Source organism: Sphingopyxis sp., from assembly GCF_040216815.1.
Taxonomy (GTDB): Bacteria; Pseudomonadota; Alphaproteobacteria; order Sphingomonadales; family Sphingomonadaceae; genus Sphingopyxis.
Genome location: NZ_JAVJOJ010000001.1, coordinates 383,269 through 403,842 on the forward strand (window position 1 = coordinate 383,269; position 20,574 = coordinate 403,842).

20 protein-coding genes and 2 pseudogenes are annotated in these 20,574 nt (G+C 65.3%); 11 read left to right on the top strand and 11 right to left on the bottom strand.

The features are described 5' to 3' along the window. The first annotated feature begins 19 nt into the window (after nucleotides 1–19). Complete coding sequence (locus RIA72_RS01880; protein WP_350030659.1) at nucleotides 20–1,561, top strand: tetratricopeptide repeat protein; 1,542 nt, start codon at nucleotides 20–22, stop codon at nucleotides 1,559–1,561. Here the strand turns inward: RIA72_RS01880 and RIA72_RS01885 are convergent. The 4 genes from RIA72_RS01885 to RIA72_RS01900 are packed head-to-tail and all read right to left on the bottom strand — an operon-like array spanning nucleotide 1,555 to nucleotide 4,323. After that, on the bottom strand, nucleotides 1,555–2,313 hold the full coding sequence (locus RIA72_RS01885) for an isocitrate lyase/PEP mutase family protein (RefSeq protein WP_350030660.1): 759 nt from the start codon (nucleotides 2,311–2,313) through the stop codon (nucleotides 1,555–1,557). The two genes, RIA72_RS01880 and RIA72_RS01885, sit on opposite strands and share 7 nt — an antisense overlap. Before the next feature lie 40 nt (nucleotides 2,314–2,353). Beyond that, complete coding sequence (locus RIA72_RS01890) at nucleotides 2,354–2,785, bottom strand: nuclear transport factor 2 family protein (RefSeq protein ID WP_350030661.1); 432 nt, start codon at nucleotides 2,783–2,785, stop codon at nucleotides 2,354–2,356. A 12-nt stretch (nucleotides 2,786–2,797) separates the two neighbouring features. Further along, nucleotides 2,798–3,859 carry a bifunctional DNA-binding transcriptional regulator/O6-methylguanine-DNA methyltransferase Ada gene (gene ada, locus RIA72_RS01895; RefSeq protein ID WP_502957922.1) on the bottom strand — a complete coding sequence of 354 codons (1,062 nt, stop codon included), beginning with the start codon at nucleotides 3,857–3,859 and terminating at the stop codon, nucleotides 2,798–2,800. Beyond that, entirely contained in the window at nucleotides 3,859–4,323 is a 465-nt protein-coding gene (locus tag RIA72_RS01900) for a DUF1203 domain-containing protein (protein WP_350030663.1), read from the bottom strand. Before RIA72_RS01900 ends, ada begins: the two co-directional genes overlap by 1 nt. Before the next feature lie 101 nt (nucleotides 4,324–4,424). Here RIA72_RS01900 and RIA72_RS01905 point away from each other — a divergent pair, with 101 nt between their 5' ends. Next, nucleotides 4,425–5,969, top strand: coding sequence for a S1C family serine protease (locus RIA72_RS01905; RefSeq protein ID WP_350030664.1), 1,545 nt, complete (start codon nucleotides 4,425–4,427; stop codon nucleotides 5,967–5,969). A gap of 4 nt (nucleotides 5,970–5,973) precedes the next feature. On the opposite strand, the gene RIA72_RS01910 is transcribed toward RIA72_RS01905, so the two are convergent. Together RIA72_RS01910 and RIA72_RS01915 are read right to left on the bottom strand one after the other, a co-directional pair. After that, a complete protein-coding gene (locus tag RIA72_RS01910) occupies nucleotides 5,974–6,762 on the bottom strand; it encodes an alpha/beta hydrolase (protein ID WP_350030665.1) in 789 nt (262 codons plus the stop codon). A 31-nt stretch (nucleotides 6,763–6,793) separates the two neighbouring features. Continuing rightward, nucleotides 6,794–7,471, bottom strand: a complete 678-nt coding sequence (locus tag RIA72_RS01915) for a dienelactone hydrolase family protein (protein WP_350030666.1) — start codon at nucleotides 7,469–7,471, stop codon at nucleotides 6,794–6,796. A gap of 279 nt (nucleotides 7,472–7,750) precedes the next feature. Between RIA72_RS01915 and RIA72_RS01920 the strand changes: the two genes are divergently transcribed. From RIA72_RS01920 to RIA72_RS01945, 6 genes and pseudogenes are all read left to right on the top strand, one after another. After that, nucleotides 7,751–8,317 (top strand): F0F1 ATP synthase subunit delta, encoded by a 567-nt coding sequence (locus RIA72_RS01920; RefSeq protein WP_350030667.1) that lies wholly within the window; start codon nucleotides 7,751–7,753, stop codon nucleotides 8,315–8,317. Between the two features lie 39 nt (nucleotides 8,318–8,356). Beyond that, nucleotides 8,357–9,886 (top strand): F0F1 ATP synthase subunit alpha, encoded by a 1,530-nt coding sequence (gene atpA, locus RIA72_RS01925; protein WP_350030668.1) that lies wholly within the window; start codon nucleotides 8,357–8,359, stop codon nucleotides 9,884–9,886. Nucleotides 9,887–9,982: 96 nt separating this feature from the next. Next, on the top strand, nucleotides 9,983–10,858 hold the full coding sequence (locus RIA72_RS01930) for a F0F1 ATP synthase subunit gamma (RefSeq protein WP_350030669.1): 876 nt from the start codon (nucleotides 9,983–9,985) through the stop codon (nucleotides 10,856–10,858). Between the two features lie 126 nt (nucleotides 10,859–10,984). Next, nucleotides 10,985–12,409 (top strand): annotated as a pseudogene (atpD, locus tag RIA72_RS01935) (F0F1 ATP synthase subunit beta); the annotation flags it as partial. Between the two features lie 124 nt (nucleotides 12,410–12,533). After that, nucleotides 12,534–12,791, top strand: coding sequence for an ATP synthase F1 subunit epsilon (locus tag RIA72_RS01940; RefSeq protein ID WP_350030670.1), 258 nt, complete (start codon nucleotides 12,534–12,536; stop codon nucleotides 12,789–12,791). Nucleotides 12,792–12,982: 191 nt separating this feature from the next. Beyond that, complete coding sequence (locus RIA72_RS01945; protein WP_350030671.1) at nucleotides 12,983–14,470, top strand: TadA family conjugal transfer-associated ATPase; 1,488 nt, start codon at nucleotides 12,983–12,985, stop codon at nucleotides 14,468–14,470. Between the two features lie 204 nt (nucleotides 14,471–14,674). Here RIA72_RS01945 and RIA72_RS01950 read toward each other — a convergent pair whose 3' ends face one another. Further along, entirely contained in the window at nucleotides 14,675–14,848 is a 174-nt protein-coding gene (locus RIA72_RS01950) for a hypothetical protein (RefSeq protein WP_350030672.1), read from the bottom strand. A 66-nt stretch (nucleotides 14,849–14,914) separates the two neighbouring features. Here RIA72_RS01950 and RIA72_RS01955 point away from each other — a divergent pair, with 66 nt between their 5' ends. Beyond that, the gene (locus RIA72_RS01955; RefSeq protein ID WP_350030673.1) at nucleotides 14,915–15,745 is read left to right on the top strand and encodes a class I SAM-dependent methyltransferase; all 831 of its coding nucleotides are present in this window, start codon (nucleotides 14,915–14,917) and stop codon (nucleotides 15,743–15,745) included. A 5-nt stretch (nucleotides 15,746–15,750) separates the two neighbouring features. Further along, nucleotides 15,751–16,509, top strand: coding sequence for a leucyl/phenylalanyl-tRNA--protein transferase (gene aat / locus RIA72_RS01960; protein ID WP_350030808.1), 759 nt, complete (start codon nucleotides 15,751–15,753; stop codon nucleotides 16,507–16,509). Between the two features lie 35 nt (nucleotides 16,510–16,544). On the opposite strand, the pseudogene RIA72_RS01965 reads toward aat, so the two are convergent. The 4 genes and pseudogenes from RIA72_RS01965 to RIA72_RS01980 all read right to left on the bottom strand — a co-directional run. Next, a pseudogene (locus RIA72_RS01965) lies at nucleotides 16,545–16,931 on the bottom strand (DUF2155 domain-containing protein); the annotation flags it as partial. Next, on the bottom strand, nucleotides 16,931–17,317 hold the full coding sequence (locus tag RIA72_RS01970; RefSeq protein ID WP_350030674.1) for an NADH:ubiquinone oxidoreductase subunit NDUFA12: 387 nt from the start codon (nucleotides 17,315–17,317) through the stop codon (nucleotides 16,931–16,933). The gene RIA72_RS01970 and the pseudogene RIA72_RS01965, both read right to left, overlap by 1 nt. A gap of 61 nt (nucleotides 17,318–17,378) precedes the next feature. Continuing rightward, nucleotides 17,379–17,843 carry a DUF192 domain-containing protein gene (locus tag RIA72_RS01975; RefSeq protein ID WP_502957923.1) on the bottom strand — a complete coding sequence of 155 codons (465 nt, stop codon included), beginning with the start codon at nucleotides 17,841–17,843 and terminating at the stop codon, nucleotides 17,379–17,381. A gap of 138 nt (nucleotides 17,844–17,981) precedes the next feature. Next, a complete protein-coding gene (locus tag RIA72_RS01980) occupies nucleotides 17,982–18,554 on the bottom strand; it encodes a regulatory protein RecX (RefSeq protein WP_350030675.1) in 573 nt (190 codons plus the stop codon). A 181-nt stretch (nucleotides 18,555–18,735) separates the two neighbouring features. Between RIA72_RS01980 and RIA72_RS01985 the strand changes: the two genes are divergently transcribed. Continuing rightward, the gene (locus RIA72_RS01985; protein ID WP_350030676.1) at nucleotides 18,736–20,487 is read left to right on the top strand and encodes a fatty acyl-AMP ligase; all 1,752 of its coding nucleotides are present in this window, start codon (nucleotides 18,736–18,738) and stop codon (nucleotides 20,485–20,487) included. The last annotated feature ends 87 nt before the right edge of the window (nucleotides 20,488–20,574 follow it).

The window sequence follows — 20,574 nt, forward strand, 5'->3', positions numbered from 1 at the left end:
CAAGCCGGGGGGAACGGATATGCGGAAAGCGACGATCGCAGCGGCGCTGATCGCGGCCACGATGGCTACGAGCGCAGAGGCGAAGTGGCTGCGCGCCGACACCGACAATTTCGTCATCTATAGCGAAGGCAGCGAACGATCACTGCACAGCTTTGCCGAAAATCTCCAGCGTTTCGACGCGACCTTGCGCCTCCGCCTCCGGGTGCCGGACGGGAAAGAACCCAATCGGCTGACCATCTATCTGGTCCCGCGCGCTGCCGACGCGGGGCGACTGGCGACAGGCAAGGCCGGATCGTCGATTGCGGGATTTTACAGCGCCGACCTCGACGGCAGCTATGCCGTTTCAAATCGCGAGGTGGTCAAGTTCAAAGGCACGTCCGCCTCTCAGCAAACGCTGTTCCACGAATATACGCATCACTTCATGAAACGCTATTTCGGCGCCGCCTTTCCCGCCTGGTTCATCGAGGGGTTTGCCGAATTCTACTCGACCACCGATTTCACGAGCAAGGGCCACTACCAGGTCGGCCGCCCGGCCTATTTCCGGGCCCATGGCCTGATCAACATGCCGCGCATCCCGGTGGAGGATCTGCTGCTGAAGCAACCACGCGAAATGCGCACTTCGGGCCAAATGGACGTCTATTATGGCCGTTCGTGGCTGCTCACCCATATGCTCTATTACGATCCCGGCCGCGCCGGGCAGCTCACCGCCTATATCGATGCCATCAATCGCGGCGAGGACAGTAAAAAAGCCGCGAACGGGGCTTTCGGCGACCTCGCCGCGCTCGACCGCGATCTCCAGCGCTACATCGGACGCCCGCTCACCTTCATGACATCGGCCGCCCCGGTCCCGATCCCCGGAACGATCACGATAAGGGCGCTGTCCCATGCCGAGGACGCATTGCTTTCGTGGCAGCTTGAGCGGCGGAGCGCCCGCGATGGCGAACGGTTGGCCGAGGTGCGCGACGAATTGGGGAAGCTCTCCGCCGAATATGGCAGCAGCGCAAGCGTCTGGTACGAGCTGGCGCGCGCCGAGTGGGACCTGGGTGACGAAAAGCGCGACGCCGCGGCGGCGCGTGCGGCGGTCGACAAAGCGCTGGCTATCGAACCGAAGCATGTCCGCGCCAATATATTGTTGGGTGAAATGATGATCCACAACCTTGGTCGCCGCGACGAGGTGTCAAACGCGGACTGGGTGGCGGCCCGCCAGCCGATCATCCTCGCCAACAACACCGATCCCGACGACCCGGTCCCGCTCTACGCTTATTACGACAGCTTTCTGCAGCAAGGAATCACACCGCCGAAAATTGCGGTCACCGGGCTCGAACGCGCCTTTGCGCTAAGCCCCGAAAGTGCGAGCGCGCGCATCGCCTATGCCTTTGCTCTCGCCCGCAGCGGCGATTTCGAACGAGCGACCCGCCTGGCAAAGGTGGTCGCGTTCGATCCGCATGACGGGGGACAGGGCGAACAGATTCTGGCGCAGATCGAAACGATGCGTGAAAGGACCGGCAACGCGGGAAAAGCCGCCACTGCCCCGTCCACCGCTGCCGACGCCGATCAATAATCGGGTTCGCCGCCGCCCAGAACCTGCGCCGCCTGCCCTGTCAGCCAGGCCATCGCCGCGGCCCAGGGTTGGTGCCCGTGGCTGATCCGCGCAACGCCCAACGCGGCGAGTTCCGCGTGCGTCGGCCCGCCTTTGCCGCGCAATATATTCACCGGCAACGGCGAGGCATCGCAGATCGCGCCGATACATCCGGGATCGAGCAGAAAGGGAACGAACAGCGACCCCGCCCCCGCGTCGGCATAGGCGCGCGCGCGTTCAAGCGTCGCGGCGACCAAGGCGTCGCCATCGCGCGCCACGTCGGCGCCGCGGAATGTATCGCAGCGGGCGTTGACGAAGATGCCGGTATCCGCCGCCGCGCGATAGCGCGCCACCGCCTCGGCAATCGGAAGGAGGCTGGTCGCGCCCGGCAGCCGGTCCTCCATATTGATCCCCGCCGCGCCCGCGTCCTTCGCGCGCGCGACCGATGCGCCAACCGCCGCCGGGTCGGCACCATAGCCCGATTCCATGTCGATCGTGACAGGAAGATCGGTAACGCCCAGGATGCGTTCCAGATTGGCGAACACATCCTCGAGCGGAAAATCCTCGCCGTCGGCGCGTCCCTGCGCCCCCGCAACCCCAAAGCTGCCCGTGGCGATCGCCTTCGCGCCTGCGGCTGCGACCGCTTTGGCGCTGCCCGCATCCCAGATATTGACGAGGATCAACGGGTCGCCGGGAACGTGGAGCGCGCGGAAACGGTCAATATGGTCGGTCATGCAAAAACTCCTTCGCGGTCAGGGTCGAGGAATGGATGTATCAGACGATCCTGGTCGCCGGCGCCGCGCCGAAAACCTGATCATGGCCGCTTCGCGTGTCCATATATTCGCGAATACGCCGGACGCGCGTGCCCTGCATTTCAAAAATGAAGATATAGTCCAGCGCATATTCGCGCCCGCCCGCGAGCGTCGCGATCTGACGCTGTTCAAAGATGACGCGGTTGCCCTCGGCCGTCAGCGAAATCGGTTCGATCCGCATCCCGTTGCAAAAAAGCCGCGGGTAATCGTCGAGAATGAAGCGCATGATCGCCTCGGCGCCGATCATATGGTGCGTCACCCCCAACGCCACCGCGGTAGCATTGCCCGGCGGCGCGCACCATTCGGCGTCGTCGGTCAGCACCGCGCGAATGCGGTCGGCGTCGCGCGTCGCAAAGGCCTGCCACACGGCAAGCGCGGCCTGTTTGCTATCCATGGGAAACGTCCTTCAGAATTCGTCGAGGGCGGCTTGCCCCGGCACGCCTTCGCGGCGGAGCAGTTCGTCCTTGATCGGCAGGCCATAGGCATAGCCGCCGAGCGAGCCGTCGCTGCGCACAACGCGGTGACAGGGGATGAGCACCGCAACATTGTTCGCGCCATTGGCGCTCCCGGCCGCGCGCACCGCCTTGGGCTTGCCCACCGCGGCGGCGATGTCGGCATAGCTGCGCGTCTCCCCCGCCGGGATTTTGCGCAGTTCGCGCCACACCGCCTCCTGAAACGCCGTCCCTTTCACATCGATCGGGATATGGTCGAAGCCTTGGGTGGGCGCCTCGACCGCGGCAACTACCTGCGAAAGAAGCGCCGCAAATTCCTCGCCCCCCTCCACCAGCGTCGCGGCGGGAAAGCGTTCCTCGAGCGCCTCGCGCCCTTCGGCAAAGCTGAGGCGGCACACGCCCTTGCCGGTCGCGGCGACGAGCATGTCGCCGAGGCTGGTGGGCACGACGGCCCAGTGGATTTCGACGCCCTTGCCGCCGTTCACCCATGCTGACGGGGTCATCCCCATACGTCCCTCCATATTCTCGTAAAAGCGCGACGGACCCGAAAAGCCCGCATCGTATATCGCATCGGTCACGCGCTCCCCGTCGCTCATCGCGGCGCGCGCGCGCTCGTCGCGCAGCGCGCGGGCATAGGCGGCGGGCGACAGGCCGGTGTGCCGCGTGAACACGCGCTGGAAATGCGTCGGCGAATAGCCGGTGCGCGCGGCCAGGTCGGCGAGCGCGAGCGGCTCCTCGCTCGTCTTGATCGCCGCAATCGCCTTGATCACCGCGCTTTCGTCGCGCGCGACATCGTCGGGCAGACAGCGCTTGCAAGGGCGCAGCCCCGCCCGGCGCGCCGCGGCACCATCGGCGAAGAAGCGCACATTCTCGCGCAGCGGATGCCGCGCGGCGCAGCTCGGTCGGCAATAGATGCCGGTGGTCAGCACGCCGGTCACGAAACGCCCGTCGAACGCCTTGTCGCGGCGCTGAACTGCGACCCAGCGCTCGTCGTCGGTCATGGACTGGCTCGTCATCATCCGGTCCTCGTCACGCGCGCGGCGAAACAGCCATGCGCAGCATTATGGGCGTCGATATAGACAATGTCCTCGTCGGCGAACAGGTCGCGGATCGCGGTATCGGCCTCGCCGGGCAGCGCCAGTCTGGCACCACGCAACATGCCGTCCGCGTCAAAGGCGCGCATCGCAATCGGCCGTCCCGCGAACACCGGCGGCAGCGCATCCTCATATGATGCGGCACCGACGCCGGCGCGGACATAGATCGCATAGGCACTGCGATAGGGTGTCGCGACGTCGTGGCTCACATGGTGAAGCAGAAGCAGTTCCTCGCCCGGCGTCGCATCTTCCAGGCTGACGCGGCAAGGGAATCCCGCTGCGCCCGCCGTGACCCGCAATGCGCGCCGCTCGGCCAGCTCGGCATCGCTCATGGCGAACAGCGGCGCAAAAGGGGCGGGGTCGAGTCCGGTAATCTTGTAAGTCATCGCATCGTCCTTTCTCTGATCCGCGATCATCATGCCGCCGCGCCGCCCGCGCCGCGTCCCGATGCTTGCGTTCAAAGTTGGCGCGACTAGTCTGCGCCGCCATGACCCGCTTTCTGACGCTGCTGCTCGCCCTCTTCACCCTGACCCTTCCTGCGCGCGCCGCGGACGACATCAGCGCGGTTTCGCGCAGCGTCGTGCGCGTCGTCACCGTTGCGATGGTCGAGGGCGAGGTCGTCGGATTCGGGCATGGCAGCGGCATCGCCATTTCGCCGACGCGGATCGTCACCAACGCGCATGTTGTCGAATCGGCGGCGCGCTATCCGGGCAATGTCGCGCTCGGCGTCGTCCCGTCGGAAGGGCAGAAAAGCTTTGCGGGCAAGCTGATCGCGATCGACACGGCGCGCGACCTCGCGCTCGTCGAAATCACCGAAGGGCGCCTGCCCGCCGCCGCGATCTACACCGGCCCGCTCGATTCGGGCGCCGATGTCGTTGCATTGGGCTATCCGGGCAACGTCGACCTTGCGACCGCGCGCAGTGCGAACGACTATATCACCCCGCGCACGCCGACGCGCAGCGAGGGCAATTTTTCGAACATGCAGGCGGTCGACCGCGTCGCGATGCTGATCCACACCGCCAAAATCTCGCGCGGCAATTCGGGCGGGCCGCTCGTCGACCAGTGCGGGCGCATCGTCGGGATCAACACCGCAATCACGCGCGCCGACGACGGCGATTCGCCCTTCGCCTTTGCCATCGCGGGGCGTGAGCTCATGCGTTTCCTTGCCGATGCGGGGCAGCAATATACGGGGGTCGGTACCGCCTGCCTGTCGATGGCCGAGGCCGACGCGCGCGAACGCGCGGCGATCGAGGCCGAGACGCGCGCCGACGCCGAGGCCAATGCCGCAAAAAACGCCGCCGCCAGGCTCGACCGCGAGCTCAGGGCGGCGCGCGCCGAAGAGGAGGCGCTCGCCGCGCGCGAGAATCGCATCGCGCTCGCCGGCGTGCTGTTCGTCATCGGGGCGCTCGCGGCGGGCGCGGCACTGATGTTCTATGGCCAGAAGAATATGCGGAACGCGAAGATTGCGGGCGGTGTCGGCGCGGCGCTGGTCGCCGCGGCGGCGATCCTGTTCGCGACGCGCCCCGACGCACGCGCCGAGATTGCCGAGGATGCGGGCAAACCGTCCGCGGCGGCGGCGCCGAAACTGGCCGAGGGCAGCCTGCTCTGCACGATCCGTCCCGACCGCAGCCGCATCACCGTGTCATCCGCCACCGACGTGCCGATCACGATCCGCGCCGGCGGCTGCGTCAACGGCCGCACCCAATATACGCGCGGTGCCGACGATCGCTGGCAGCGCATCCTGGTCCCCAATGAAGAAGCCACCGTCACGGTCGCGTCGATCGACGCCACGGGGCGCGACTATCGCGTCGAACGCTATCTGCTCGATGCCGAGACGATGGCGCGCGCGCGCGAAATCCGCGCGGGCAGCACACTTCAGGGCTGCACCGTCGATCCCGAACAGCTCGCCGGGCTGGCGGCGCAGCAGGACGCGATCCGCAGCGCGCTGCCCCCCGCGCCCAACGAGCGCCTTGTCTATCGCTGCCAGCGCGCGTCGGGTGCGGCGATCAAGGATGCCGAGTCGGGCAACTGAGCAGTCAGCGCAGGCGCTCCACCCAATCGGTCAGGATAAGCTGCGCGGCGCTGCTATACGCCAGTTCATGCCCCGCACCCTTCACCAGCGCCACCGTCGCATCGCCGCGCGCGGCGCGCAGCCGTGCCAGATTGGCGGGGGTCACCAGCGTATCGCCATCACCGTGCATCAGGAAAACCGGCGCGCGCACGCGCGCGAGCTTCGCCGCATTGTCAAACCGGTCGCGCACCAGCGCGCGCGGCACAAAGGGCATCGCCTCCCCCACGACATCGGGGAGGCTGGAAAAGCCCGATACCAGCATCAGCGCCGCGACGTCGTGGCGCAGCGCGATTTCACTCGCCGGCCCCGACCCGATCGAATTGCCGACGACGACAACCTGCCGCGAATCCACGCCCGCATGGGCCAGCCAGCGCATCGCCGCTTCGCCGTCGCTGTAAAACCCGGCCTCACCCGGCGACCCCGGATTGCCGCCATAGCCGCGATATTCGGCGAGCATCAGCCCGTACCCCGCCGCCGCCGGCCCGCGCGTCGCCTGCACCGCGCCGAGCAGATTGTCGCCATTGCCGTGAAAGAAAAGAATCGTCTTTTTCGCGCGCGCCGCGGGCCGGTAAAAGGCGCCGAGGCGCAGCCCGTCATCGGTCTGCGTGTGGACGAACCGGAAGCCCGGCGGCGCGGCGGCCGGATAGTCGGCGGGTGCCGGAAAGATCATCCGGCGCTGCTGCGTATAAAGAAGCGCCACCGCAACGAGCAGCAACACCGCCGCGAAAACCAACAGGTTGATCGCGAGTTTCATCGCGCGCGACAAGTCGCAGCCATCGCCACCCTCATCCCCCGCACGCCTTGAACAGCATCAACGTGCGCTCGCGTGCCAAATCGGCGCTCGGCTCGTGATAATCCTTGCGGCGGTCGCTGTTGAACCCGTGCCCGGCCTCATAGACAAAGATTTGCGCGGTGGGATGCTCCTTCGCGATCAGCGCCTCGACGCCTTCCATCGGAATGCCGCCGTCGAAGCGGCCGAAATGGGCGATGGTCGCGCAGCGCGGCGGCTCGTCCTTGAACTGGGTCGGGACGAGGCTGCCGTAATAGGCCGACGCCGCGGCAAGGTCGGGGCTGATCTGCGCCATGCGCCACGCGACCGAGCCGCCGTAGCAATAGCCCGTGATGAACACGGCGCCGCGCCCCTTGAGCGCGTCGATGCAGGTCTGAGCGTCCTTCAGGCTCTGCTCGAACGGATGGAGCTTGCGCGCGAGTTCAATCGCGCGCTCGAATTGAGGCCCCGAATAGTCGCTTTCGAACCCCGGATGCTCGCGGTCGAAGAGCGCGGGCGCGAGCACTTCATAACCGTCGGCGGCATATTCATCGCAGAGCTCGCGGATATGATCGGTGACGCCGAAGATTTCCTGGATGAGGACGAGCCCGCCGCGGCGGTCCCCCGTCGCCTCAGCATGATAGACGGCGATCTCGGCGCCATCGTCCATCATCATCCGGATCATCTCGCCCATAAACCGCCCTCTCAATCCGTTCGTGCTGAGCCTGTCCAAGCTCCGCTCTTCTTCCCTCCCCCCTTTGTAGAAAGAACCGCCCTTCGACAAGCTCAGAGCCTGTTCCCGCGGAGGCGGCTGGCGAACGGCAGAGGGATAGCAATGGACTCCTCACCCCCGCCTTGCATTGCGGCACAATCGTTGCTACGCGCGCCCCGACTTTGCAGCGGGGGCATTTCCGGATGCCGTAAAAATCCGCGCAGCCATCCCCCTCGGGATCGAAGAAAAGGACTTTCGCGCGTGGAGAATTCCGGCGGCATTCAGGGCAACATCACGGCGGGCCTCGCGGGCCGTTATGCCAGCGCGCTGTTCGATCTGGCGCGCGAATCGAACGCCATCGACGCCGTTCAGAAAAGCCTCACCACGCTGAAAGCCAGCCTCGCCGATTCGGCCGACCTTGCGAACCTGATCGCCAGCCCCGTCGTCAGCCGCAGCGACGCCGCGAGCGCGATCGCGGCGGTCGCCAAATCGCTGAAGCTCGATTCGCTGACCGCCAAATTCCTTGGCGTGCTTGCCGAGAACCGTCGCCTTGCCGACCTGCCCGGCATGATCGCCGCCTTTGACACGATCGTCGCGGATCATCGCGGCGAAGTCACCGCGAAGGTCACGAGCGCGCACCCGCTTACCACCGAACAGGTGAAGGCGCTGACGGCAAACCTCAAATCCCGTGTCGGGCGCGACGTCACCGTCGCGGCGACCGTCGATCCCGCCATCCTCGGCGGCCTCGTCGTTCAGCTGGGCAGCCAGCTGATCGACGGCAGCATCCGTACCCGTCTCAACAGTTTCGCCCAGGCGATGAAGGGCTGAAAAGCCCGACGCCCAATTGCCCCGATGAAAGGCTGAATAATGGAAATCCGCGCCGCTGAAATCAGCAAGGTCATCAAGGACCAGATCGCCAATTTCGGGACCGACGCCACGGTCAGCGAGATCGGTTCGGTGCTCTCGGTCGGCGACGGCATCGCCCGCGTCCACGGCCTCGACAATGTCCAGGCCGGTGAAATGGTCGAATTTGCCAATGGCGTGAAGGGCATGGCCCTGAACCTCGAAGCCGACAATGTCGGCATCGTGATCTTTGGCTCGGACAGCGAGATCAAGGAAGGCGACACCGTCAAGCGCACCGGCACGATCGTCGACGTCCCCGTCGGCAAGGGCCTGCTCGGCCGCGTCGTCGATGGCCTCGGCAACCCGATCGACGGCAAGGGCCCGATCAAGGCCGACAAGCGCATGCGCGTCGAGGTGAAGGCGCCGGGCATCATCCCGCGCACCTCGGTTCACGAACCCGTTCAGACCGGCCTCAAGGCATTGGACGCGCTCGTTCCCGTCGGCCGCGGCCAGCGCGAGCTGATCATCGGCGACCGTCAGACCGGCAAAACCGCCGTCGCGATCGACACCTTCATCAACCAGAAGCAGGCGAACGCCGGCAACGACGAGTCGAAGAAGCTTTATTGCATCTATGTCGCCGTCGGTCAGAAGCGTTCGACCGTCGCGCAGATCGTCCGCCAGCTCGAAGAAAATGGCGCGATGGAATATTCGATCGTCGTCGCCGCGACCGCGTCGGAACCCGCGCCGCTGCAGTTCCTCGCGCCCTACACCGGCTGCACCATGGGCGAATATTTCCGCGACAACGGCATGCACGCCGTCATCGTTTATGACGATCTCTCGAAGCAGGCGGTCGCCTATCGCCAGATGTCGCTGCTGCTCCGCCGCCCGCCGGGCCGCGAAGCCTATCCCGGCGACGTTTTCTATCTGCACAGCCGCCTGCTTGAGCGCGCCGCGAAGATGAACAGCGACAATGGCGCCGGTTCCTTGACCGCGCTGCCGATCATCGAAACGCAGGCGGGCGACGTGTCGGCGTACATCCCGACCAACGTGATTTCGATCACCGACGGCCAGATCTTCCTCGAAACCAACCTGTTCAACGCGGGTATCCGTCCCGCGATCAACGTCGGTCTGTCGGTGAGCCGCGTCGGCTCGGCGGCGCAGACCAAGGCGATGAAGAAGGTGTCGGGCTCGATCAAGCTCGAACTCGCGCAATATCGCGAAATGGAAGCTTTTGCGCAGTTCGGCTCGGACCTCGATGCCTCGACGCAGAAACTCCTCAACCGCGGCGCGCGTCTGACGCAGCTTTTGAAGCAGCCGCAGTTCCAGCCGATGCCGTTCGAGGAGCAGACCGCGTCGATCTTCGCCGGCACCAACGGCTATCTCGACAATGTCGCGACGACCGACGTGTCGCGCTACGAAGCGGCGATGCTCGCCTATCTGCGCAGCGATCACGCCGATGTGCTGAAGACGATCCGCGACACCAAGGATCTTGGCGACGATGCCAAGAAGGGCCTGGTCGCCGCGCTCGACGCCTTCGCCAAGATTTTCGCGTAACCCACCCACCTCGTCATCCCGGCGAAGGCCGGGATCTCGACGGTTGAGACCCCGGCCTTCGCCGGGGTGACGAAACAAAGGTAAAAGACGGGACTTATGGCCAGTCTGAAGGAACTCAAAGGGCGGATCGTCTCGGTCAAATCGACCCAGAAGATCACCAAGGCCAAGAAGATGGTCGCCGCCGCGAAGCTGCGTAAAGCACAAGCGGCCGCCGAAGCCGCACGTCCTTACGCGGAGCGGCTCGAAGGCGTTGTCGCAAGCCTGGCGTCAAAGGTCGGTGCGTCCGATTCGGCGCCGAAGCTGCTCGCGGGCACCGGCAAGAGCGACACGCACCTGCTCGTCGTGCTCAACAGCGACCGCGGCCTTGCGGGCGCGTTCAACTCGAACATCGTCAAGGCCGCACGCGACAAGGCGCTCGAACTGCAAGCCCAGGGCAAGAAGGTTCTTTTCTACCTCGTCGGCCGCAAGGGCCGCCCGGTGATCGCGCGCCTGTTCCCCGGCCAGATCATCGAGCAATATGAAACCACCGGCATCCGCGACATCGGCTTCGAACAGGCGAGCGAGATTTCGGCGAAGCTGATGGAGCTTTACGAATCCGGCGCCTTCGACGTCGCGCACCTCTTCTATTCGAAGTTCCGCTCGGCGCTGCTTCAGATCGCGACGGGTCAGCAGATGATCCCCGTTCCGCCGCCCGCCGAGGCGCCGGTGTCGAGCGGCGCCGCGGTCGAATATGAACCCGGCGAAGAGGAAATTCTCGCCGACCTGCTCCCGCGCAACGTCACCATCCAGATCTTCAAGGGCCTGCTTGAAAACGCCGCGTCCGAACAGGGCGCGTCGATGACCGCGATGGACAATGCGACGCGCAACGCGGGCGAGCTGATCAACAAGCTGACCATCGTTTACAACCGCACGCGCCAGGCGGCGATCACCACCGAACTCATCGAAATCATTGCAGGCGCGGAAGCGCTGTAAGCTATCCCAGCAAGGAAGAAGACAATGGCAACCGCACCCGCCCCTGAAAAGAAGGCCCCCGCCAAAAAGGCCGCCGCGCCGAACTAGGCCCCTGCCCCCAACAAGGCCGCGCCCGCCGGCACCGCGACCGGCCGCGTCGCACAGGTCATCGGCGCCGTCGTCGACGTCCAGTTCACGGGTGAGCTGCCCGCGATCCTGAACGCGCTCGAAACCGACAACAACGGCAACCGCCTCGTCCTCGAAGTCGCGCAGCACCTCGGCGAAAACACCGTCCGCACGATCGCGATGGACGCGACCGACGGTCTGACCCGCGGCCAGCCGGTGACCGACACCGGCGCGCAGATTTCGGTTCCCGTCGGCCCGCAGACATTGGGCCGCATCCTCAACGTCATCGGCGACCCGATCGACGAACGCGGCCCGGTGAACAGCGACATGACCGCGCCGATCCATGCCAAGGCGCCCGAATTCGTCGACCAGTCGACCGAAGCCGCGATCCTCGTCACCGGCATCAAGGTCATCGACCTCATCGCCCCCTATGCCAAGGGCGGCAAGATCGGCCTGTTCGGCGGCGCCGGCGTCGGAAAGACCGTTCTCATCCAGGAACTGATCAACAACATCGCCAAGGGCCATGGCGGCGTGTCGGTGTTCGCGGGCGTCGGTGAACGCACCCGCGAAGGCAACGACCTCTATCACGAGTTCCTCGACGCCGGCGTTATCGCCAAGGACGCCGACGGCAACCCGACCCCCGACGGGTCGAAGGTGGCGCTGGTGTTCGGCCAGATGAACGAACCCCCGGGCGCGCGTGCCCGCGTGGCGCTGTCGGGCCTGACCATGGCCGAATATTTCCGCGACCAGGAAGGGCAGGACGTTCTGTTCTTCGTCGACAATATCTTCCGCTTCACCCAGGCGGGTTCGGAAGTGTCGGCGCTGCTCGGCCGTATTCCTTCGGCGGTGGGCTACCAACCGACGCTGTCGACCGACATGGGCGCGCTGCAGGAACGCATCACCTCCACCACCAAGGGTTCGATCACCTCGGTGCAGGCCATTTACGTTCCCGCGGACGACTTGACCGACCCGGCTCCCGCGACCTCGTTCGCTCACTTGGACGCGACGACGACGCTCAGCCGCGCAATTTCCGAGCTTGGCATCTATCCCGCGGTCGACCCGCTCGATTCGACCAGCCGCGTTCTGACCGCCGCGACCGTTGGCCAGGAGCATTATGAGACCGCCCGCCGCGTTCAGGAAACGCTGCAGAAGTACAAGTCGCTGCAGGACATCATCGCGATCCTCGGCATGGACGAGCTGTCGGAAGAAGATAAGCTGGTCGTCGCCCGCGCACGCAAGATCCAGCGCTTCCTCAGCCAGCCGTTCCACGTCGCCGAAGTCTTCACCGGCATCCCCGGCAAGTTCGTGCCGATCGAGGAAACGGTGAAATCGTTCAAGGCGGTCGTCGACGGCGAATATGACCATCTGCCCGAAGCGGCCTTCTACATGGTCGGCGGCATCGACGAAGCGGTCGCCAAGGCCGCGAAGCTCGCCGAAGAGGCGTAATCGAGTTCTCCTCCCGCTTGCGGGAGGGGCTAGGGGAGGGTCTGTCGGGGGACCGGCTCTTCGCTTGCAACGAAACAATCGCTCCCCCGACCCCTCCCGCAAGCGGGAGGGGGGAGATTAGAAGATGGCCCTGAAGTTCGAACTCGTCACTCCCGCCCGCCTCGAGCGGTCCGCCGACGTCCATATGGTCACCGTGCCGGGGACCGAAGGCGATTTCTCCGTGCTCGAAGGCCATGCGCCCTTTATGGCGACGCTGCGCAACGGCCCGCTCACCATCCATGCCTCGCAGGGTGCCGAGCCCGAGGTCATCGAAGTCGAGGGCGGCTTCGCCGAAGTCAACGAAGCTGGCCTCACGGTTCTGGCCGAGCATATCGCAGGCTGAGTTTCCCGCCGTCCACAGGTAGGGTCAAAAGCCCGCATCCATCTGGATGCGGGCTTTTTTCTTGTTCGGCGGCGGCATTGTCCGTCGCATTAGGACAATGTCAAAGTTTCCGATTTATTCACCCTGTCCCATGGGCGTGCGTCCGCAGCGGCGGGCTGTGCCCGGAAGATTTGGAAAGCAGGATAAAACGGATGAGTGCATTCGGACGCCGCCCCGGAACCGCTGGCCGCCCCGCCTTTGGCGTGGCGAAACCGATGCAGACAGGCGCCGGCGTGCCCGGCGGAACGCAATTTCCGGCAATCGACACCCCCGCCGAGGCCCCGCCGCCGTCGGTGCTTTCCTCCGAAGACGACGCGATGGAGCGGCTCAATCAGCGCTCGACCGCCGAAATGGCCGAACCCGAAAAAGCGCAGGGGTTCGAAGCCAGCGTCCACAAGATCAAGGAACAGGTGCTTCCCCGCCTGCTCGAACGCGTCGATCCCGAAGCCGCGGCGACGCTGTCGAAGGACGAGCTGACCGAGGAATTTCGCCCGATCATCCTCGAAGTGCTCGCCGAACTGCGCATCACGCTCAATCGCCGCGAACAATTTGCGCTCGAAAAGGTACTCGTCGACGAACTCCTGGGCTTTGGTCCGCTCGAAGAGTTGCTCGCCGACCCCGACGTGTCGGACATCATGGTCAACGGCCCGTATCAAACCTATGTCGAGCGCAAGGGCCAGCTCATGCTCGCCCCGATCCAGTTTCGCGACGAACAGCATCTGTTCCAGATTGCGCAGCGCATCTGCAACCTCGTCGGCCGCCGCGTCGACCAGACGACGCCGCTCGCCGACGCGCGTTTGAAGGACGGCAGCCGCGTCAACGTCATCGTGCCGCCGCTCTCGCTTCGCGGTACCGCCATCTCGATCCGCAAATTCTCGGCGAAACCCATCACGCTCGACATGCTGTGCCAGTGGGGCGCGATGAGCCAGAAGATGTGCACCGCCCTGAAGATTGCGGGCGCCAGCCGTTTCAACATCGTGATCTCGGGCGGCACGGGTTCGGGCAAGACGACGATGCTCAACGCGCTTTCCAAGATGATCGACCCCGGCGAGCGCGTGCTGACGATCGAAGACGCCGCCGAGCTTCGGCTGCAACAGCCGCACTGGCTGCCGCTCGAAACGCGCCCCGCGAACCTTGAGGGCAATGGCGCGATCCACATGGGCGACCTCGTCAAGAACGCGCTGCGCATGCGCCCCGACCGCATCATCATGGGCGAGGTTCGCGGCGCCGAATGTTTCGACCTGCTCGCCGCGATGAACACGGGCCACGACGGGTCGATGTGTACGCTCCACTCGAACAGCCCGCGCGAATGCCTCGGCCGTATGGAAAATATGGTGCTAATGGGCGACATCAAGATTCCGAAGGAGGCGATTTCGAAGCAGATCGCCGATTCGGTCGACCTGATCGTCCAGATCAAGCGCCTGCGCGACGGTTCGCGCCGCGTCACCAACGTCACCGAGGTGATCGGCATGGAAGGCGATGTCATCGTCACGCAGGAACTCTTCAAGTTCGAATATCTGGACGAGGACAAGGACGGCAAAATCGTCGGCGAATATCGGTCGATGGGCCTCAGGCCCTATACGCTGGAAAAAGCACGCCAATACGGATTTGATCAGCCCTATCTGGAGGCGTGTCTGTAAAGGCAGATGCTTTCCCCAAAGCGTAGGTCAGCATTGGGGTAGTTTCCCGACCTTCCTTTATCCGTCATCCCGGCGAAGGCCGGGATCTCGCCGATGCAGCAAACCGTTACGGCGAGATCCCGGCATTCGCCGGGATGACGATAGAGTTGAAGGCAGCTCCCAGTCGGAGGCTGCCATCACGCGCCCTGTCAGGGCCGCCATGACTCACGGCTTCAACGCAAACGCGGCCGCGAACAGCGCCACCGCCGCCGATGCCAGCGCGATCCCGCGCCACGGCATGAAGCCGACGTCATCAACGTTGCGCCGGTTGTTGCGGCGCCAGTTGGCGACCTCCGCAATGCCGAACAGCACCGCGGCTGCAATCGCCACCGACAGCATCGACCCTTGCATTGACGCACGCACCTTCGCAAACAGGGGCTGTCCCCCCAGGAGAGAGGTGCCGATATGCGTAAAGTCCGTTCCGTTGCAATAGCCGCCCTGTTCGCTGCCGCAGCGTGCAGCGCGCCCGCCGAAGATGCCACGGCGACCGAGGCGAGCGCCAAACCCGACAGCGCCATCCAGGCTGCCGTTGCCGCCGCCACCCGGACGCCCGCCAATGTTGCGCGCGACGCGCATCGTCATCCCGCCGAAACGCTTGCCTTTTTCGGGGTGAAACCCGGCGATACGGTGGTCGAGCTGTGGCCCGGCGGCGGCTGGTATACCGAAATCCTCGCGCCGCTCGTCCGATCGGGAGGTGGCACCCTCTATGCGGCGGCCCCTTGGGAACGCGGGCTCAACCGCGTGAAGGAAAAGCAGGCGGCCGATGCGGCGACCTATGGCACGATGAAGCTCGCAGAGTTTCCCGCCACCGGGGCGGGGCCGAAGGTTGCCGACGGCAGCGCCGATGTCGTGCTGACGTTTCGCAACGTCCACAACTGGCGCTTCGGCGGTGCCGACAAAACCGCCGACGCTTTCAAGCAGATTTTCGCGATGCTCAAACCCGGCGGCACGCTGGGCGTCGTCGAGCACCGGCTCGACGAGGATGACGACGCCGCAAAGGAGGAAAAATCGGGCTATATGAAAGAAAGCTCGATCATCGCCTTTGCCGAAGCGGCGGGGTTCAAGCTGGCCAAAAAGAGCGAGATCAACGCCAACCCCAAGGACACGAAGGATTATGAAAAGGGTGTCTGGACGCTGCCGCCCTCGCTCACCGAGGGCGAGACCGACCGCGCCAAATATGTCGCGATCGGCGAATCGGACCGCATGACGCTCAAATTCGTGAAGCCCGCGTCCTGAAGCCTATCGACTCCATCGACCCGGCGCTGCTGCTCAGTGCCTATGCGCAGGGGATTTTCCCGATGGCCGACGGGGCGGACGACCCGTCGGTCCATTGGGTCGAACCGCGGCTGCGCGCCATCCTGCCGCTCGATGGCTTTCACCTTTCGCGCAGCCTCAAGAAAATCCTTCTGTCCGACCGTTTCCGCGTCACCACCGACAGCGCCTTTGCCGATATGGTCGCGCTTTGCGCCGAACCCGCGGGCGACCGGCCGACAACATGGATCAATCCCGTGATCAAGGCGAGCTACGACCGGCTGTTCCGGCTCGGTCACGCGCACAGCGTCGAATGCTGGTACGATGGCCTGTTGGTGGGCGGACTCTATGGCGTGACCCTCGGCCGCGCCTTTTTCGGCGAATCGATGGTCAGCCGGGTGCGCGATGCGTCTAAGGTCGCGCTGGCGCATCTTGTCGCGCGGCTGATCGCGGGCGGCTGGAAATTGCTCGACTGCCAGTTCCTGACCCCGCACCTTGCCAGCCTGGGCGCGATCGAGATTCGTCAGGCCGACTATCTGGCGCGGCTTTACTCGGTGTTGGCAGGGGGCGACGGCGCGGGGGTCGGCGCGGGCGCAGGTGCCGCGGGCGTTTCGGTGCCCTCGCCGCCATTCGCCGCCGGCGATTGGGGTGCGCTCGACGCCTTGGGCGCGGACACCTTGGGCGCCGATCGTTGGACGGGTTCGCCCCCCGGATATGTCATCGCGCAGCTTTTGACGAAGACGTCGTAAATCGGGTGCTCGATCACATTGCGATCGGGCCGCTCGCGAAACAGCCAGCCCGAAAAGACGCGGCGCCATTTGTCGTCGCGCTGGTCCTGCACCGTCAACTGGACGAAGGCGCCGGTTTCGGGGGGGTCTTCCCATGGCGCCGTTTGTTCGCAAGCGCGCAGCCGCACGATCGCGCGCCCTTCGCGCACCGCTTCGCCGGGCTTCATCTCGAGTTCGCGGACCAGGCCGTTGCGCTTGTTGAGCAGCCCGAGCACCGCCACACGATCTGCCATCGGGGTTGCGCCCTCGACCCCTCCGGCTTCGGCGGGCACCCGCTCCGCCTTCACGGCCGTCGGCACCGTCTTGCTGCCGTTCGAGGAGGGCCGGTCGCATCCGGCCAGCGCCGTCGCGGCGGCAAGGACGATCCAGACCGCGCGGCCCATTAATCTGCGCCGGGCCGCCAGGCCTCGTAATCGCCCGTCGCGGCGGCGCGGCGGCCGCCGCGTTCGAGAGCGCCCGCGGGGCGATAGGCGTCCGCGCTGCCGGTCAGGTTCGCGCTCGGTTCCCTCTCCCACGCGCGCGGCGCCGGAAGCACGTCCACAGGAAGTTCGTCGAAGGTGCCGTGCAGCCAGCCGTGCCATTCGGGCGGCACACGGCTCGCGTCGTTCGACCCCTTATAGATGACCCAGCGGCGATCGCCCTTTTTGGCGCGGTAATAACGGTTTCCAAGGCCGTCCTCGCCGACCTTTTCGCCGCGTGCCCAGCTGTTCAGCAGCGTGCCGACGGTCGCGCCGTCCCACCAGGTGAAAATCTTGCCCAAGATGCTCATGGCTGCGGCGTTTACAGCCAAGCACGGGCGGTTCGCAAGCCGCAAACCACGCGCCGCGACGCTATTTGCTGTCTTTCCACGTCACCCTGGCGCTCTCGTCGATACCGAGCTTCGCTGCGGTGCCCCCCGCGATTTCGAGCACCGCGGACACCTCCCCCCCGCTCGCGACGGGTTCGAGCGATCCGGGGATGGTGTTTTCGGCGATACGGTCGATGCTGCCGTCGGCGCGGATGAAGAGCATGTCGAGCGGGATCAGCGTGTCCTGCATCCAGAAGCTCGCGATTCGCGGCCTCTCGAAAGGAAAGAGCATCCCGCCGTTCGGCGGCAAGCTTGTGCGGAACTTGAGGCCCTTTTTCTGCTCTTCGTCGGTGCGCGCGACCTCGACGTCGAAACGGTGCGCGGTGCCGGCCATTTCGATCGTCACCGACGTTGCCGCCGCGCTTTCGGCCTCGCTGGCATCGCGGCTGCACGCGGTGATCGGCAGGGCGAAGGACAGGGCAAGAGTCGCCAGCAAGATACGTATCAAATTTCGACCCCGTATTCGTCATCCCGGCGAAGGCCGGGATCTCATCGTCAGATCCTTCCGCATCGACGAGATCGTGTCCAGAGTCACGCGCCTCTGGACACCCTTCGCCGGGATGACGTTCGGTGGAAAGATTATCGGCTAATCGAGCGCCGCCTCCGCGTCCAGCGCCGCCAGCGCATCCTCGTCCCCCGGCGCGAGCGCCAAGATACGCCGCGCCAGCGCCGGGCTATGCCCCGCGCGCACAAAGGCCGCGACCTGCCGCTCGCGCTGTTTCGGATCGTCTGCCCTGTTCGTCGCAAAGGGACCGAAGCGCCGTCGCCGCGCAAACCCGACGGCCGCGGCGACCGCTTCAGCTTCGGCCGCATCGATCGCGTCGCCGCTGTCCTCGGCGGCGATTCCATCGACGTAAAGCTGCGCCTTCACCCGCCGTACCCCCAGCCCGCGCCGCGTCATCGCGCCCGCGCGCATCGCCGCATATTGGCGGTCGTCGAGGTAGCGCAAGCGCTCCATCCGGTCGGCCACCGCGTCGCACGCCGCCATGGCGTCATTTTCGTCTATCCATTCGGATTCGCGGACTTTTCGGGCCAGATAGCGCAGCAGCTTGGCGCGGCTCGTCGCGAATCGCGCAACATATGCGAGCGCCAGTTCGTCGAGCCGGGCTGCGCCGAGCGGCTTTTTTGGACGGTCGAACGGAGCACCGCGATTGGCCATATGCCATGTTTGTGCCACAGTCGGGCCCGATTGAGAACGATCAACACCGCCATATCGGGCACCAAAGCCCGGGAATGGGCGATTTGTTCAAACAACACAGGGTCGCGCACGTCAGAACATGGCACAAAAAGATGACATGCTTGTTGCGCTGCGCCCCGTATCGAGGGACGTCGCACCCCCTATGACCGATACCCAGCTTGCTTCGGCCGACGCGCTCGTGCCGACCCCGACCGAATGCGCGCAACCGCGCCGTTTTTCCGATTTCGCCACCGTCGGCGAAGCGCTCGACTATGCCGCGAGCGGTACGCGCGGGCTGAATTTCCACGATCCCCGCGGCAAGTTGATCCGCCCTTATCCGTATAGCGAGCTCAAGGCCGACGCACTTGCGGCCGCCTATCGCCTGATCGCAGCGGGCGTAAAGCCGCAGGATCGCATCGCGTTGATCGCCGAAACCGGCCCCGAATTTGCCGCGCTGTTTTTCGGCACCATCTATGCGGGCGCCTGGCCGGTACCGCTGCCGCTGCCAACAAGCTTTGGCGGGCGCGACAGCTATGTCGGCCAGCTTGTCGTCCAGCTCACCAGCTCAGACCCCAAAATGCTGTTTTTCCCGCCCGAAATCGCCGCGATGGCGGTCGAGGCCGCCGAGCAGCGCGGGGTCGAACCGCTCGACTGGACCGCTTTTGCGGAGCGCGCCGCGCCGATCGCGGCGCTTCCCGAACAAAAGACCAACGAAACCTGCTATCTTCAATACAGCAGCGGTTCGACGCGCTTCCCGCACGGCGTCGCGGTGACGCACGGCGCGCTGCTCAACAATCTGTCGGCGCATTCGCACGGCATGGAATTGCAGGACAGCGACCGCTGCGTGTCGTGGCTGCCCTGGTATCACGACATGGGGCTCGTCGGTTGCCTGCTCTCGCCCGTGGCGAACCAGGTGTCGGTCGATTACCTCAAGACCGAGGATTTCGCGCGCCGCCCGCTCGCGTGGCTCGATCTGATCAGTCGCAACCAGGGCACGACCCTCAGCTATTCGCCGACCTTCGGTTATGACATCTGCGCGCGCCGCATTTCCAGCCAGAGCCATGTCGCCGACCGGTTCGACCTGTCGCGCTGGCGCGTCGCGGGCAATGGCGCCGACATGATCCGTCCGGACGTGATGCAAAGCTTTGTCGATGCCTTTGCCGACGCCGGGTTCAAGGCGAGCGCCTTTCTGCCGAGCTATGGCCTTGCCGAAGCGACGCTGGCGGTCAGCATCATGCCGCCGGGCGAAGGCATTGTCGTCGAACTGGTCGAGGAAACCGAATTGTCGGGCGCCGCGAACGATGCGGGCCGTCCGACACGGTATCGCGCGATCGTCAACTGCGGCAAGGCGGTCAAGGACATGACCATCGAGGTCCGGGACGAGGCAGGCAATCCGCTGCCCGACCAGACCGTCGGCAAGGTTTGGTGCACCGGCCCGTCGCTGATGACCGGCTATTTCCGCGACCCCGAATCGACCGCCGCCTGCATGGTGGACGGCTGGCTCGATACAGGCGATATGGGTTATATGTCAGACGGTTACATCTATATCGTCGGCCGCGCCAAGGACATGATCATCATCAACGGCAAGAATCACTGGCCGCAGGACATCGAATGGGCGGTCGAACAGCTGCCCGGCTTCAAATCGGGCGACATCGCCGCCTTTGCGATCACGACTCCGGGCGGCGAGGAAACCCCGGCGGTGCTCGTCCAGTGCCGCACCAGCGACGATGCCGAACGCGCCGCGCTGCGCGAGACGATCCGCGAGCGCGTCCGCGCGATCACCGGCATGAATTGCCTGATCGAGCTGATCCCACCGCGCACGCTGCCACGCACCAGCTCGGGCAAATTGAGCCGATCGAAGGCGCGCGCGCAATATCTGGCTGGAGAGATTCAACCCTTCGCCATCGCGGCTTGAGGGCGTAGCGGCCGGAAGCAGCGGGGGCCGACTTCGATTTCATCGTCATCCCCGCTTTCGCGGGAATGACGGGGGTTGGTCATGTCC

Bases quoted from the DNA above. Each gene is read 5' to 3' on its own strand.
- RIA72_RS01880 (WP_350030659.1), top strand. From the start codon at position 20: ATGCGGAAAGCGACGATCGCAGCGGCGCTGATCGCGGCCACGATGGCT.
- RIA72_RS01885 (WP_350030660.1), bottom strand. From the start codon at position 2,313: ATGACCGACCATATTGACCGTTTCCGCGCGCTCCACGTTCCCGGCGAC.
- RIA72_RS01890 (WP_350030661.1), bottom strand. From the start codon at position 2,785: ATGGATAGCAAACAGGCCGCGCTTGCCGTGTGGCAGGCCTTTGCGACG.
- ada (WP_502957922.1), bottom strand. From the start codon at position 3,859: ATGACGAGCCAGTCCATGACCGACGACGAGCGCTGGGTCGCAGTTCAG.
- RIA72_RS01900 (WP_350030663.1), bottom strand. From the start codon at position 4,323: ATGACTTACAAGATTACCGGACTCGACCCCGCCCCTTTTGCGCCGCTG.
- RIA72_RS01905 (WP_350030664.1), top strand. From the start codon at position 4,425: ATGACCCGCTTTCTGACGCTGCTGCTCGCCCTCTTCACCCTGACCCTT.
- RIA72_RS01910 (WP_350030665.1), bottom strand. From the start codon at position 6,762: ATGAAACTCGCGATCAACCTGTTGGTTTTCGCGGCGGTGTTGCTGCTC.
- RIA72_RS01915 (WP_350030666.1), bottom strand. From the start codon at position 7,471: ATGGGCGAGATGATCCGGATGATGATGGACGATGGCGCCGAGATCGCC.
- atpA (WP_350030668.1), top strand. From the start codon at position 8,357: ATGGAAATCCGCGCCGCTGAAATCAGCAAGGTCATCAAGGACCAGATC.
- RIA72_RS01930 (WP_350030669.1), top strand. From the start codon at position 9,983: ATGGCCAGTCTGAAGGAACTCAAAGGGCGGATCGTCTCGGTCAAATCG.
- RIA72_RS01940 (WP_350030670.1), top strand. From the start codon at position 12,534: ATGGCCCTGAAGTTCGAACTCGTCACTCCCGCCCGCCTCGAGCGGTCC.
- RIA72_RS01945 (WP_350030671.1), top strand. From the start codon at position 12,983: ATGAGTGCATTCGGACGCCGCCCCGGAACCGCTGGCCGCCCCGCCTTT.
- RIA72_RS01950 (WP_350030672.1), bottom strand. From the start codon at position 14,848: ATGCTGTCGGTGGCGATTGCAGCCGCGGTGCTGTTCGGCATTGCGGAG.
- RIA72_RS01955 (WP_350030673.1), top strand. From the start codon at position 14,915: ATGCGTAAAGTCCGTTCCGTTGCAATAGCCGCCCTGTTCGCTGCCGCA.
- RIA72_RS01970 (WP_350030674.1), bottom strand. From the start codon at position 17,317: ATGAGCATCTTGGGCAAGATTTTCACCTGGTGGGACGGCGCGACCGTC.
- RIA72_RS01980 (WP_350030675.1), bottom strand. From the start codon at position 18,554: ATGGCCAATCGCGGTGCTCCGTTCGACCGTCCAAAAAAGCCGCTCGGC.
- RIA72_RS01985 (WP_350030676.1), top strand. From the start codon at position 18,736: ATGACCGATACCCAGCTTGCTTCGGCCGACGCGCTCGTGCCGACCCCG.